Below are 12,567 nucleotides of genomic sequence, written 5' to 3'. Positions count from 1 at the left end.
ACATGACCTCTTCCAACTCCCCATCGGACGGCTTCACCCCGGATCAACTCGACGCGCGCATCCGCATCGTCGAACCGACTGAGACCATCGAACTCGACCTGACGGGGCTGGTCTTCAAATCCTCTGACGACGCCAATGCCTTCTATGACCGGCTTGAGGCGCGCATCGCTGATACTGGCGAAGACCGCTGGTTCTTCATCACTAACGTGTCTGACTACCGGGTCTGGCAAGAGGCTTGGTTCGCCTATACCCGCCGGGGCAAGGAAACCCACGCCGCCCATTCCATGGCCACGGTCCATGTCGACACCTCCGAGGTCACAGCCCGACGCATCGCCCGCGACGCAGGCACTGAAGCCGAAGACAAAACCCTCTTTTCCGACTGGGAGAGCGCCCGCGCAGCTATCCGCGCGCGAAAATCGACGCGTCGCGAGCGCATCGTTCACACGCCGAACTATCGCAAGGCCACCTTCACCCGCCGCCTGACCTTCCGCCCTAGCGAAGGCCGCTTCGACATTGACCTCTCGGGGATCGACTTCGCGCACTCGCGCGACGTCAACGACATCTTCAACTGGATGGAGGAAGCCATCCGCGCCACGGGCCGAAAATGGTGGTTCCTGATCAACTACACCGGCATGCGCATCCAAAGCGGCGCATGGGTCGCCTACGACCAGCGCAAAGCTCAGATGGAACGGCAATATGCCCTCGGCGTCGTCCGCTACGCCCCTGATGCCGAAACGGAAACCGACATTCGTCTGCGCATGGAATCGCGCGGCACCCGTCCCAACATTCGCAACACCCGCGACGCGGCGATCGAACGGTTGGGAGAACTCAAAGCCGCGCATCAGGATTAGACCTCCAGCACCACGGTGCCCAGCTTGTCGCCAGCCGCCACCAGATCATGGGCGGCTGCAATTGCTTCGAGCCCGCCACTTGTAACTGGCGCATGGCTCAGAGCACCGTCACGGAGCCAACCTTGCAGTCTTTCCTGCACCGGCGCGCGCCGAGTTCCGGTCAGCTGATAGACAATCAACATCCTCAAGGTGATGTCCTTGAACATGAGCGGGTAGAACTGCAATTCCGGAGTCACGACGCTGGCACTTGCGTAGCTTGAAACGGTCCCGCCGGGCCTCAGACAGGCAACGGCCACGTCCTGATTTGCCGCGAAATCGACGTCGACGATCCGGTCGATCCCGTCTCCGTTGGTCATATCCATCACCGCCGCCGACACATCTGCCTCGCGGTAATTGATCCACTCTTCGCAGCCCGAATGCGCCGCCTTGTCCTTTGATGAAACGGTCGTGATCACCCGCGCACCCATCAAAGCCGCCATCTGGCAGGCATAGCGTCCCACAGCCCCCGCGCCACCGGTGACCAGAACGGTTTGCCCCGCTATGACCCCGTCCAATGCATAAGCCGCCGTCATCGCCGGAATACCCAGACAGGCCCCAGCGGCAAATGATACCCCGTCCGGCAATTCCACAACCTGCTCTGACGGCAAACAGACATAGTCTGCCGACGTCCCGAAGGCGCGCTGCCAATTTGCATTCCAAACCCAGACCCGCGCGCCCACCGCCCGATCAACACCCTCTCCAACGGCTGCAATCTCTCCTGCCCCGTCCGAATGCGGAATGACACGTGGATAGGCCATCACAGCCCCCGGCCGCGCCCCGGCGCGCAGCTTCACGTCGGATGGATTGACCCCGGATGCGCGGAGCCGAACCAAGACCTCACCGGGCCCCGGATCAGGTGTTGCCACGTCACCAATCCGCAGAACCTCCTGAGCCGGGCCAAAGCCTTCGTAAAACGCGGCCTTCATCGCGGACCTCTGTCCTTCATCTTTCCAAAAACACTCCGGGGGTGTGGGGGCTGGCCCCCACTCCTACGACAACCACCGCTTGCGACGGCGGTAGCTGCGCACATCCCGAAACGACTTCCGCCCCTCTTCGCTGACACCCAGATAGAATTCCTTCACATCCGGGTTTTCGCGCAGGTCGGCAGCAGGCCCGTCCATCACCACCCGCCCGTTTTCCAGAATGTAACCGTAATGGGCAAAGCGCAGAGCAACGTTGGTGTTCTGCTCAGCCAAAAGAAAAGACACGCCTTCCTTCTCATTGAGGTCCTTTACGATACCGAAAATCTCTTCGACCAACTGCGGCGCAAGACCCATCGAAGGTTCATCCAACAGGATCGTTTCAGGCTTGGACATCAGCGCGCGTCCAATGGCACACATCTGCTGTTCACCGCCTGATGTGTAACCCGCCTGCGATTTGCGGCGCTCTTTCAGGCGCGGGAAATAGTTGTAGACCATCTCGAGATCGGCGGCGACGGCACCAGCCCCATCGCGGCGCGTATAGGCTCCGGTCATCAGGTTTTCTTCGACGGTCAGATGCTCAAAGCAATGACGCCCCTCCATGACCTGAACGACGCCCATCTTCACAAGGTCTGACGGCGTCAGATCCTGCACCCGGCGACCGCGATATTCGATACTGCCTTTGGTGACCTCACCGCGTTCGGAATGCAGCAGGTTCGACACGGCCTTCAGCGTCGTTGTCTTGCCCGCGCCGTTACCCCCCAATAGCGCGGTGATCCCGCCTTTCGGCACGCTAAGCGACACGCCTTTCAGCACGAGGATCACGTGATTGTAGATCACCTCGATATTGTTGACCTCAAGTAGGGTCTCTTCGACCTTGGCTCCGTCCAGCAACTCACATCTCCATTCTGGGCGGGGCGGTGGTCGCACTGCCCGGCGCGAAGCGCCAAGCCCGACCTCCCCCCCGGGAGGGCTTTCGTTGATGCCGCCCGCAGCACGACCGGCATCCATGCTTAGAAGTGATGACGCTGAAGCACCGTGGAAACGCCCACCCGAGGTCGGGCTTGGCGCTCCGCTCCTACCATCCGCACGTCAAAGCATGGGAAAGGGCGGCCCAAACAGGACCGCCCTAAGTGCTCTTACGAACAGCCCGGCGTGATGCCGTTTTCTTCGGCAAACGCCATTGAGTCCGCCATGATCAATGGGCCAACCACATCTGCATCTGCAGGACGGAAGTCATCGATCAGGCTCCAGGTACCCGCGGATGCATCCCACTGTGCAACACCGGCCAGACCGTCACCGCCGTGGTTTTCGCAAGACACCGCGAATTCCGGGCCAAAGTTCGGAATGCCTGCGGCTTCCATTTCGGCAGCAGTGATTTCCAGCGCTTCCATCGCGTCGCGCATCGCTGCCGGCGTGATTTCCGCTTGGCCGCTGGCGGCTTGCGCATCCTTTGCCGCTTCGGCCGCAAGGAAGGCTGCATACATGCCACGGTTATAGAGAACCGTGCCGATCTGATCGCCAGCACCAGCCGCTTTGCCCGCATCCACGACGTATTGCTGAATGTCGTCAAAGATCGGGTAATCGGTGCCCACATTGTGGAACGCCAGCGCCTTGTAACCGGTCGCCGCATCACCCGCTGGGATCACGTCGTTTTCCGAACCAGACCACCAGATGCCCATGAAGTTCTCCATAGGGAACCGGATGTTCGCGGCCTCTTGCACGGCCACCTGGTTCATCACACCCCAGCCCCAGAACAGGACATAATCAGGACGCTCACGGCGGATTTGCAGCCACTGCGATTTCTGCTCCTGACCGGGATAGTCAATCGCGATGGTGTTCAGCTCAAACCCATGCTTCTCCGACAGCGCCTCGAGCGTTGGGATCGGCTCTTTGCCATAGGCACCGTTAAAGTGCAGCAACGTGATCTTCTTGCCTTCGAGCGAGCCACCGGACTGATCGAGGAAGTGCTGCACGCCAACCGACGCGCCATCCCAGTAGTTCACAGGGTAGTTGAAGGTGTGACGGAACACTGTGCCATTCTTGGCCGATGTCCGGCCATAGCCCATGGTGTGAAGCGGGATACCATCCGCCTCGGCTTTCGGGATCAGCTGATAGGTGATGCCCGTCGAGAGAGGTTGATAAACCAGCGCGCCTTGGTCCTTGGTGGACTCGTAGCATTCCACGCCTTTTTCGGTGTTATAAGCCGTCTCGCATTCGATGACGTTGGCCATAACACCGCCGATGCCGCCGTCACGCTCGTTCAGCAGCGTGAAGTAATCGGCATAGCCATCCGCAAATGGAATGCCGCCCGCAGCAAACGGACCAGTCCGGTAGCTCAGCGACGGGAACACGAGGTCCGCCGCAACGGGGCCCGCGACCATCATCGCCAGAACCGATGTCGTCATAAGTTTCTTCATAGTCTTCCTCCCAAAAGGTCTATTCGTTTTGTTGTGTGCCGAAATTCGTTTCGGTCTTGTCGCTACGCAGTCCCGGACTTGATCCGGGACCTCGTGTTTTGAGGGCGGAGGCCCCGGATCAAGTCCGGGACTGCGCCGCGCATATCAATGCGGGAACGGCCAAAGCCGCAGCTTCTCCTTCGTCAACAGCCAGAGCCGCGCCAAACCGTGCGGTTCCACGATCAGGAAAAACACGATCAGCCCCCCCACGATGACAAATTCCAAATGCGCCGCAAGCGCCGTGTCCCAGCCAAGACCACCTACCAGCACGTTTTTCAGAAGAACGGGCAGCAGAACCATGAACGCCGCCCCGGCAAAGGACCCGAATATCGACCCAAGCCCCCCGATGATGATCATAAAGAGCACGAGGAACGACTTGGTGATGCCAAAGCTGTCGCCTGCCTCTGCCGACCCCAGATAAACCGCAAAGAACAGCGCGCCCGAGATGCCCACGAAGAAACCCGAGATCGCAAAGGCGCTCAGCTTGGTGGTCAGCGGGTTCACCCCGATGATTTCCGCTGCAATATCCATGTCGCGAATGGCCATCCATTTGCGCCCCACGGACCCCCGCGTCAGGTTCCGCGCCAGCCACGCACAGCCCACGACAAAGACCAGACAGATCAAGTATTTCGCCCAGGCTTCGGTCTCTGGCCCCGTGACCTGCACGCCCGCCACAAAACGGTCCGGCGCGTTGATCTGACCTGAGGCCGAGTAATTGTAGAACCACGACACCTTGTTGAAGAGCCAGATCAGGAAGAACTGCGCCGCAAGCGTCGCAACAGCGAGGTAAAAACCCTTGATCCGCAGCGACGGCAGACCAAACAGCGTCACAACTGCCGCCGTGATCCCGCCGGAAATCAGCACGTGTATCATGATGTTCACGTCGGGAAAGGCCGTCATCAGCTTGTAACACGCATAGGCGCCGCAAGCCATAAAGCCGCCTGTGCCCAGCGACACCTGCCCGCAGTATCCCGTCAGGATATTCAACCCAATCGCCGCAATCGCATAGATCAAAAACGGCACGAACACTGCATTCGCCCAGTAGTCATTGATGACAAACGGGATGATCAGAAACGCAACCGCAATGACCGCGTAGTAGCGGAACCGATCAAAGGCGATTGGAAAGGTCTGGCTGTCATCCTTGTAAGAGACTTTGAAGTCTCCAGCCTCACGATAGAACATCAGAGCGCCTCCTGCAGAGATAAGGGAAGTGCCCGACCGAGGGTGGGCGTAAAGCGCCCGCCCGTGGAGGCGGTCGGGCGCGGCCCGGTGGTTCCCACCGAGCTCAAGGCTGCTTCAAAGCGCATCACACTAAACCCGTTCAATGATCTTCTCCCCAAACATGCCCTGCGGGCGGAAGACGAGGAAGACGAGCGCCAGCATGTAGGCAAACCAGTTTTCCGTCGCGCCACCGATCATCGGGCCAATGAGAAACTCAAACAGCTTCTCGCCCACCCCGATAATCAACCCGCCGACAATCGCCCCGGGGATCGACGTAAATCCGCCCAGCATCAGCACCGGCAAAGCCTTCAAAGCAATCAGTGACAGCGAAAACTGCACGCCCGATTTCGCCCCCCACATGACACCCGCCACTAGCGCGACAAAGCCCGCCAGAGACCACACCAGCACCCAGATGAAATTCAGCGAAATACCAACCGACAGCGCAGCCTGGTGATCATCGGCCACAGCCCGCATCGCGCGGCCTTGCTTGGTGTATTGGCTGAACGCTACCAGCGCGAGGACGAGGATCAGTGCGACACCCGCCGCCACCATATCCAGCCGGTCGATGAAGAACCCAAAGAAGTCGTCCCCACCCAGGAACGCCGTATTCTCTTCGATCCAGAACGACCCGCCCTGCGGAATGCCGACATCCAATTTCTTGATCTCGGAGCCCCACATCAGGTCGCCCATACCTTCCAGGAAATAGGCCAGACCGATGGTCGCCATGAACAGGATGATCGGCTCTTGGTTCACCAGATGTTTGAAAATCACCACCTGAACCGCCCAGGCCAGCGCAACCATCACCACCATCGTCAGGATGATCCCGACAAAGGCATTCACGTGCCAGCCAAAGTGGTGGACTTCGGTCCCGAAGATGGCGTTGATCAGATGGCTAAAGGGCACCTGCCCCTCCATGATCCCAACGAGCGTCAGCGCCGCAAAGAGCGCCATAACCCCCTGCGCATAATTGAAAATGCCAGAGGCCTTGTAGATCAGCACGAACCCAAGCGCCACGAGCGCATAAAGCACCCCCGCCATCAGCCCGTTGATGATCACTTCTATGCCAAAGAGAAAATCTGCAGACATCTCTTACTCCTTCACGCCAAAGGCGGTGCAATAGGTGGTGGCGTTCTGTCCCGCGAAACCGGCAAAGACCAAGGTCCCGGCGCTGTCGGTGAACAGAATGCCCACGTCGTTCTCACAATCGGCAAATGCCGTCGTTGGGGCAGGAAAGTTCAGCTGCGCCATGCCATAGGCGGCGACCACGTCGGTCAGTGCCCCAAGTTCCGCCTCAATCTGATTGGTCGGCATCGACGTCGGCCCCTGCCCTGAACAGGAATAGTCGCCATTCACGCTGGTGACCGACACGACGAAATCATGCGGCTGTTTCACTGCCGGATACATGATTGCGTAGCTTTCGCTGTCATTGCCCAGCTTCACGCCGCGTTGCGTTAGGTCCGCTGCCTCGCGCAGCGTCAGATGATCCAGACAATCCTGCAAACCAGCGACGAAATCGGGATAGCGCGCGCCCAGCCCATCCGCGGCAGGTGCGACCTGTTCAGTTGGCGCAGGTGCGGCAACCGACTCTTCCATGACAGGCGACATCTCGACAGCCATGGCAATGGCCACACCCACCGAGGCAAGGATCGCAATCAGGATCATGCGCTGAGCCCCCACATTTCGGCCAACAGATCAATCATGCGACACACCCAGATAGGCGTCGATGACCTGCTGATTGCTGCGCACTTCGTCCGGCGTGCCGTCGCCAATCTTCTTGCCGTAATCCATCACGACCACGCGGTCGGACAGGTCCATCACCACGCCCATGTCGTGTTCGATCAACGCAATCGTGGTCCCAAACTCATCATTCACATCCAGGATAAAGCGGCTCATGTCCTCTTTCTCCTCAACGTTCATGCCCGCCATCGGCTCATCCAGCAGCAGCAGCTTCGGCTCTGCCGCCAGCGCCCGCGCCAGTTCGACCCTCTTCTTCAGACCATAGGGCAACCGACCCACGGGCGTTTTGCGGATCGACTGGATTTCCAGAAAATCAATAATGCGTTCAACGGCTTCGCGGTTCTCAGACTCTTCGCGCTCGGCCTTACCCCACCAGAGGGCCTGACCCAGCATCCCGGTCTTCATATGGTTCAAACGCCCGGTCATGACGTTATCCAGAACCGTCATCCCCTCAAACAACGCAATGTTCTGAAATGTCCGCGCAATCCCCTGCTGCGCGACCTGATAGGGTTTCATCTGAGGCCGCGGTTTCCCCCGGAACCAGACCTCCCCCTCTTGCGGGCGATAAAACCCAGAAATCACGTTCAGCATCGACGACTTACCAGCCCCGTTCGGCCCGATAATCGCCCGGATCTCCCCCTCGCGGATGTCAAAGGAGATATCCTTGATCGCCACCACCCCACCAAAGCGCAGGGTGATGTTTTTCATCTCCATCATCACACCACCAATGGTGCGCCCATCGGCAGTCACGTAGCTGTCTGTCTGATCAAGCATCCTGCCGCAGTCCTTCTATGTTTCCCAAAATACTCCCGCCGGAGGCATCTAGGGATGGTGGGCGGGGTGTCGCCGAAGTCGCACGTCGTCCCGCCATCATTCCGCCGCCACTTTCATCGTCCCCACGGGGACTGTTGCGGCATCCATCAGCTTCAGCGTGGCTTTGATCGACCCTTTGCGCCCGTCTTCATAGGTCACTTCCGTCTCTGTGCTGACCTGCGCGGCCCCGTCATAGAGCCCGGTGATCAGATCATCGAACTTCTCTTCGACGATCCGGCGGCGAACCTTCCGTGTCCGCGTCATCTCACCATCGTCTGCGTCGAGTTCCTTGTGCAGGACAAGGAACCTATGAACCTGACACCCGCTCAGCATTTCATCCTCGGCGACGGACCGATTCACCTCTTCCACATGGCTCCGGATCGTCTCAAGCACCTGCGGATGCTGCGACAATTCCTGATAGGACGCGTAGGCGATGTTGTTCCGCTCGGCCCAGTTCCCGACCGCCGTCAAATCGATGTTGATAAACGCCACGCAGCGGTCGCGCGCATTGCCGAACACCACAGCCTCAAGGATGTTGGGGAAGAACTTGAGCTTGTTCTCAACGTATTTCGGCGCAAAGAGCGACCCATCCGCCATCTTGCCCACATCCTTGGCGCGGTCGATGATCCGCAGATGGCCAGTATCGGGCTCGAGGAAACCCGCGTCACCTGTAGCTACCCAGCCTTCGCTGTCCTTGGTGCCAGCCGTGCTTTCAGCGTTGTTGTAATACTCAACGAACACTCCCGGGGAGCGGTAGAACACTTCGCCGTTGTCCGCGATCTTCAATTCCACTCCAGGTGTCGGCGTGCCGACGGTATCTGGGCGGACCTCGTTGTCTTTTTGTTGGGTGATGAACACTGACGCTTCGGTCTGACCGTAAAGCTGCTTCAGGTTGATCCCCATCGCCCGGTAGAAATCAAAGATCTCCGGCCCGATCGCCTCACCCGCAGTGTAACCAACACGCACCCGGCTAAAACCCAGCGTGTTCTTCAGCGGTCCGTAGACAAACAGATTGCCCAGCCAATATTTGAACCGCCCCATCGCGCTGACGGGTTTGCCGTCCAGCAATTGCGGCCCGACCTTTTTGGCGTGCTCCATGAAGGTGTTGAACAACCACCGCTTCACGCGGCCCGCATCCTCCATCCGGATCATGACGTTGGTCAGCTGCGTCTCGAACACGCGCGGTGGGGCGAAGTAATAGGTCGGCCCGATCTCGCGCAGGTCGTGCATCACGGTCTCTGCGCTTTCGGGACAGTTCACGCAGAACCCGGCCCAATACGCCTGACCGATGGAAAAGATAAAGTCACCCACCCAAGCCATCGGCAAGTAGGCCAGCACCTCATCGCCCGCGCGCAGGCCGTCGAAATCGGCAGAGTTCTTGGAGGTTTCAATGATATTGCGGTTCGACAGGACGACGCCCTTGGGCTTGCCTGTCGTCCCGGAGGTGTAGAGCATCACACAGGTGCTATCATAGGTCAGCGCATCGGTGCGGGCCTTCAACGCGGCTTTGTCGCCCTCCTTGCGGCCCTTGTCCTGTAGCACTTGATATTGGGTCAGCTTCGCGTGGTCGTATTTCCGCATCCCACGCGCATCGAGATAGACCATGTGATCCAGCCCTTGCAGGCGGTCACCGACCTCAAGCACCTTGTCGACCTGCTCCTGATCGCCCGCGATGATGAAGCGCGCTTTGCAGTGGTCGAGCACATAGGCGATCTCTTCACCCACGGCGTCCTGATAGATCGGCACAGGGACTGCGCCCGTCATCTGAACGGCCACCATCGACCAATAGAGATGCGGACGGTTGCGGCCAACGATGGCCACATGGTCCCCCGGATTGATGCCCAGCGTCATCAGACCAAGCGCCAAAGCCTCAATCTCATCAGCGGCTTCTGCCCAGGTCCATGCCTGCCAGATGCCGAATTCTTTCTCGCGATAGGCCGCGCTCGCGCCGAATTCACGAACGTTCCGCGCAAGAAGCGCAGGCACAGAGACAAGCCCCGAACCCGGGGTTGAAACGTCTGACAATGCTATTCCTCCCAAACCGTCGTTTTCGACGTGTTCGACGGGATTTGATTCCCGTTTCATGAAGCCTGCGAGATTGAAGGACTCCCTGTCAATTCTTGCATGACTCTTTTTACAATGTAACAAAACCTTTCAATGGATACGATTACACTACCGTCTGCCCACGCCCTGCACGGGTCCCGTGACACCTCCGTCCTTCTGCGATCGGGTCTGAACATGATCCAGCAAGCGCTGACGATCTATAGCGAGGACCTGCGCCTGATCTTTGCCAATCGCAGGTTCGGCGTCATGTTCGACCTTCCAGAGCGCTTCAGCCAGCCCGGCGCGACCTTTGAGGAAACGCTAGAGTTTTTGACAGCGCGCGGTGAGTATGGACCCGTTGGTGATCTTAAGACCTATATCGAAGCGCGGCTGGAGCAAGCGCGCGCTTTTGAACCGCACTATGTTGAACGCCAGCGGCCGGATGGGAGCTGGATCTCGGTCGAGGGTGGTCCGTTGCGCCAAGGGGGCTGGGTCACGGTCTACACCGACATTTCCCAGATCAAGGAACAAGAGGCGCTTTGGCGCGCGCGATCTGACGAATTGTCGGATGATTTGCTGGATCGATCCGAGGAACTGGCCCGCACCAACCGCGCGCTGGAAGCCACGATCAATCGCCTGCACGAAACCCAACAACACCTTGAGGCCGCAGAGGCGCGTGTCCGACTGGCCGCAGAAACGACGCCCGCGCACATCGCACGTCTCAATCGGCGCGAGGTCTACACCTATTCCAACCGCCGTCTTCCGCTCATGGCCGCAAACGGGTCCGATGACATAATTGGGCACACGGCGCGCGCGATTTTGGGGGATAGCATCTACGAGACGATCACTCCTGCCCTGCAGTCCGCCTATGCGGGGGAGCCGAAAGTCGTTGAATTCGAGGTTCCGGAAGATGGCCGTAAAATCCGCGCGGCATTTACCCCCGATGCGGATGCCACCGACACGGTACGCGGTGTTTACGTGCTGTCGATGGATATCAGTCTGAGTGACAGCGGCCTTCAGCCCGCAACGCAGGACATGTCGGTCGCCACTTTTCATGGTTGGGTCGCAAACCTGAAGGCCTTGCAACTGATTGCGCCTGATGGGCGCGCGACGCAGCTTTCGATAAGCGAGGCTGAGCTTTTATCCCGCTTTCTGTCACGGCCCAACGACGTGTTGCGCCGTGAAGACTTGGTTCAATCAGACGCTGATGGCGCGTCGCGCAGGCTGGATGTCAGGATCTCGCGGCTTCGCAAGAAACTTGGCGACGATCCGCGATCACCACAGATGCTGCGGACGGTATACGGAGCCGGATACATCTTTGTCGGTGATGTGCATTGGCAATGAGTGCTGAAAGCATGTGTGTCCTCTGACACAGCCAAGCCTATCCAAAAGCGGCTTACTGCTTGGATCACATTGATCCAAAAGGGTGTCGTTATGCCAGAAGAAATCCAACACTCGCCCGAGGTTGAATTTGCCGCCATGGGCAGACCGCTGCCACCGCATGTACCCGCCCATGCAGGCAACCCGAGCGATTTGCATTACGACATCATGCAGCTGCTGACGACCGAACAGGCCGACGCGATCAAGACGTCGAACAAAATGGCTTTTCATGTCGTCGGGGACTCAGGAAATGACAGCCACCACAATGGTGGCCCGCGCAAACGCGCCGCTGTCGTTCACACTATGGAAACACAGCGCAAGGCCGCCCCGAACCAGCCAGAGACGCCGTGCTTTTGCATGCACACCGGCGACGTCATCTATCCCCATGGCGATATAGACTACTACCACGACGAGTTTTACGATGCCTTTGCCTCTTACCGGAACTACATCCTCGCGATCCCGGGCAACCATGACTACTACGGCGACCATTTGGCGTCGTTCAAACAGACATTTTGCGTTCCGGGGTTCACGCCCAGTTTGCCCGACCCGCTCGGACGCAGTGTCATGAACCTTCCAGGGTTCCATTACGTTGTGAACACACCAGTGGCGACGATCATCGCAATGGCGGCCACGTCTGACTACATTTCGCCCAATCAAACCAAATGGCTAGGCCAAGAGATGCAGCAGGCGGACAAGGGCAAGGCCCTGATCATCGCTGTGCACTATCCGCCCTATTGCTGGGACGGATCAAACAACTGGCGTGTGCGATCGGCAATCGCGGCAGGCATCGCGATGGCGGGCGGTCGCAATCCGGACCTTGTGATCTGCGGGCACGCCCATAACTACCAGCGTATTCAGGGACCCTATCCCGTGCTTGTCGTTGGCAGCGGCGGCGTGGGGACATCACCGGTCAACAAGTATTGTGGCGGCAATGGGTCCAAACTCCTTTTTGGAACGGACAATGCCTATGGTGCCGTGTCGCTGGTAGTGGATGCGACAGCCAAGACGATTTCGGGCAGCTTTACAGCCGCTGATGTTCAATACGGGTCAGTACCGATTGAACCGATGGACACCTTTTCGTTCAACTGGGCCAGTTGATCGGTC

The 12,567-nt window shown here is 58.9% G+C and carries 11 protein-coding genes; 3 read left to right on the top strand and 8 right to left on the bottom strand.

Features of this window, described 5'->3' with window-relative positions; translation table 11 throughout:
• Nucleotides 1-2 precede the first annotated feature (2 nt).
• The gene (locus tag FE702_RS15170; protein WP_147127167.1) at nucleotides 3-851 is read left to right on the top strand and encodes a hypothetical protein; all 849 of its coding nucleotides are present in this window, start codon (nucleotides 3-5) and stop codon (nucleotides 849-851) included.
• Here FE702_RS15170 and FE702_RS15165 read toward each other — a convergent pair.
• From FE702_RS15165 to FE702_RS15130, 8 genes are all read right to left on the bottom strand, one after another.
• Nucleotides 848-1,816 (bottom strand): NADPH:quinone reductase, encoded by a 969-nt coding sequence (locus FE702_RS15165; RefSeq protein ID WP_147127166.1) that lies wholly within the window; start codon nucleotides 1,814-1,816, stop codon nucleotides 848-850. The two genes, FE702_RS15170 and FE702_RS15165, sit on opposite strands and share 4 nt — an antisense overlap.
• 63 nt (nucleotides 1,817-1,879) lie before the next feature.
• On the bottom strand, nucleotides 1,880-2,704 hold the full coding sequence (locus tag FE702_RS15160; RefSeq protein ID WP_147127165.1) for an ABC transporter ATP-binding protein: 825 nt from the start codon (nucleotides 2,702-2,704) through the stop codon (nucleotides 1,880-1,882).
• 245 nt (nucleotides 2,705-2,949) lie between these two features.
• Entirely contained in the window at nucleotides 2,950-4,230 is a 1,281-nt protein-coding gene (locus FE702_RS15155; RefSeq protein WP_147127164.1) for an ABC transporter substrate-binding protein, read from the bottom strand.
• A 144-nt stretch (nucleotides 4,231-4,374) separates the two neighbouring features.
• Nucleotides 4,375-5,451 carry a branched-chain amino acid ABC transporter permease gene (locus FE702_RS15150; RefSeq protein ID WP_147127163.1) on the bottom strand — a complete coding sequence of 359 codons (1,077 nt, stop codon included), beginning with the start codon at nucleotides 5,449-5,451 and terminating at the stop codon, nucleotides 4,375-4,377.
• Between the two features lie 129 nt (nucleotides 5,452-5,580).
• Nucleotides 5,581-6,576: a branched-chain amino acid ABC transporter permease gene (locus FE702_RS15145; RefSeq protein ID WP_147127162.1), complete on the bottom strand. Its 996-nt coding sequence runs from the start codon at nucleotides 6,574-6,576 to the stop codon at nucleotides 5,581-5,583.
• 3 nt (nucleotides 6,577-6,579) lie between these two features.
• Nucleotides 6,580-7,152, bottom strand: a complete 573-nt coding sequence (locus FE702_RS15140; protein WP_147127161.1) for a hypothetical protein — start codon at nucleotides 7,150-7,152, stop codon at nucleotides 6,580-6,582.
• Nucleotides 7,153-7,182: 30 nt separating this feature from the next.
• Complete coding sequence (locus FE702_RS15135) at nucleotides 7,183-8,001, bottom strand: ABC transporter ATP-binding protein (protein ID WP_147127160.1); 819 nt, start codon at nucleotides 7,999-8,001, stop codon at nucleotides 7,183-7,185.
• Between the two features lie 96 nt (nucleotides 8,002-8,097).
• Entirely contained in the window at nucleotides 8,098-10,125 is a 2,028-nt protein-coding gene (locus FE702_RS15130) for an AMP-binding protein (RefSeq protein ID WP_147127159.1), read from the bottom strand.
• A 72-nt stretch (nucleotides 10,126-10,197) separates the two neighbouring features.
• On the opposite strand from FE702_RS15130, the gene FE702_RS15125 reads away from it, so the two are divergent.
• Together FE702_RS15125 and FE702_RS15120 are read left to right on the top strand one after the other, a co-directional pair.
• Nucleotides 10,198-11,427 (top strand): PAS-domain containing protein, encoded by a 1,230-nt coding sequence (locus FE702_RS15125; protein WP_147127158.1) that lies wholly within the window; start codon nucleotides 10,198-10,200, stop codon nucleotides 11,425-11,427.
• A gap of 90 nt (nucleotides 11,428-11,517) precedes the next feature.
• Nucleotides 11,518-12,561, top strand: coding sequence for a metallophosphoesterase family protein (locus FE702_RS15120; RefSeq protein WP_147127157.1), 1,044 nt, complete (start codon nucleotides 11,518-11,520; stop codon nucleotides 12,559-12,561).
• The last annotated feature ends 6 nt before the right edge of the window (nucleotides 12,562-12,567 follow it).

It is taken from the genome of Shimia ponticola (assembly GCF_007995215.1).
GTDB classification, from domain to species: Bacteria; Pseudomonadota; Alphaproteobacteria; order Rhodobacterales; family Rhodobacteraceae; genus Shimia_B; species Shimia_B ponticola.
Note: the sequence above shows the minus strand (reverse complement) of the source record. Positions and strands in the feature narration are given on the sequence as shown.

Coding starts and splice junctions, on each gene's coding strand:
- FE702_RS15170 (WP_147127167.1), top strand. CDS start 3: ATGACCTCTTCCAACTCCCCATCGGACGGCTTCACCCCGGATCAACTC.
- FE702_RS15165 (WP_147127166.1), bottom strand. CDS start 1,816: ATGAAGGCCGCGTTTTACGAAGGCTTTGGCCCGGCTCAGGAGGTTCTG.
- FE702_RS15155 (WP_147127164.1), bottom strand. CDS start 4,230: ATGAAGAAACTTATGACGACATCGGTTCTGGCGATGATGGTCGCGGGC.
- FE702_RS15150 (WP_147127163.1), bottom strand. CDS start 5,451: ATGTTCTATCGTGAGGCTGGAGACTTCAAAGTCTCTTACAAGGATGAC.
- FE702_RS15145 (WP_147127162.1), bottom strand. CDS start 6,576: ATGTCTGCAGATTTTCTCTTTGGCATAGAAGTGATCATCAACGGGCTG.
- FE702_RS15140 (WP_147127161.1), bottom strand. CDS start 7,152: ATGATCCTGATTGCGATCCTTGCCTCGGTGGGTGTGGCCATTGCCATG.
- FE702_RS15135 (WP_147127160.1), bottom strand. CDS start 8,001: ATGCTTGATCAGACAGACAGCTACGTGACTGCCGATGGGCGCACCATT.
- FE702_RS15130 (WP_147127159.1), bottom strand. CDS start 10,125: ATGAAACGGGAATCAAATCCCGTCGAACACGTCGAAAACGACGGTTTG.
- FE702_RS15125 (WP_147127158.1), top strand. CDS start 10,198: ATGGATACGATTACACTACCGTCTGCCCACGCCCTGCACGGGTCCCGT.
- FE702_RS15120 (WP_147127157.1), top strand. CDS start 11,518: ATGCCAGAAGAAATCCAACACTCGCCCGAGGTTGAATTTGCCGCCATG.